This is a genomic window from Escherichia sp. MOD1-EC6162 (genome assembly GCF_002965125.1).
Taxonomy (GTDB): Bacteria; Pseudomonadota; Gammaproteobacteria; order Enterobacterales; family Enterobacteriaceae; genus Escherichia; species Escherichia marmotae.
Window position 1 is genome coordinate 1 of the sequence record NZ_PTSB01000085.1, and the last position, 727, is coordinate 727.

General features: G+C 48.8%; 2 protein-coding genes. Both read left to right on the top strand.

Annotated features, from left to right (window positions below; genetic code table 11):
• The coding region (locus A9587_RS24245; protein ID WP_105281995.1) for a host-nuclease inhibitor Gam family protein at positions 1 to 369 on the top strand (369 nt) is incomplete at its 5' end.
• Positions 370 to 463: 94 nt separating this feature from the next.
• Positions 464 to 694, top strand: a complete 231-nt coding sequence (locus A9587_RS24250) for a hypothetical protein (RefSeq protein WP_236942439.1) — start codon at positions 464 to 466, stop codon at positions 692 to 694.
• The last annotated feature ends 33 nt before the right edge of the window (positions 695 to 727 follow it).

Here is a 727-nt window from a genome sequence, read left to right on the forward strand (position 1 = left end):
GAGAAATACGCCTCACAGATTGCGCCCCTTAAAACCAGTATCGAAACCCTTTCAAAAGGCGTTCAGGGATGGTGTGAAGCGAACCGTGACGAACTGACGAACGGCGGCAAGGTGAAGACGGCAAACCTGGTAACCGGCGATGTGTCATGGCGTCAGCGCCCACCATCGGTAAGTATTCGCGGTGTGGATGCGGTGATGGAAACGCTGGAGCGTCTTGGCCTGCAACGCTTTATTCGCACGAAACAGGAAATCAACAAGGAAGCGATTTTACTGGAACCGAAAGCGGTCGCAGGTGTTGCCGGAATTACAGTTAAATCGGGCATTGAAGATTTTTCTATTATTCCGTTTGAACAGGAAGCCGGTATTTAATACCACCACGAATATTTAATTAATTCACTTTCTTTTAATTATGGCGCGATGCGTCAGGGGATTGCTCGCGCCTGAATCTGAAATGGTGATGTTTATGACCACAAAGAGTGAACGACAAAAAACAGAAATAACAGCAGCAACGCTGATTAAAGACAGCGCCGAATGCCTGGCATCAGTACCTGCATTGATTCAACAGGCGAATGCAAAAAATCTCCGTCGCGCAGCTTCGTTTATTCGTGCAGGCATTACCCGCCAGATGATGATTGCGCAGCTGTGTATGCGCGAAGCACAGCGTCTGGAACAGATGGAGACGAGCGGTGATTAAGTCAATTGGCTTTGTCCTGCTGGTTGGCACCTG

Excerpts from the sequence above, each read along its gene's own strand:
- A9587_RS24250 (WP_236942439.1), top strand. The coding sequence starts at position 464 with ATGACCACAAAGAGTGAACGACAAAAAACAGAAATAACAGCAGCAACG.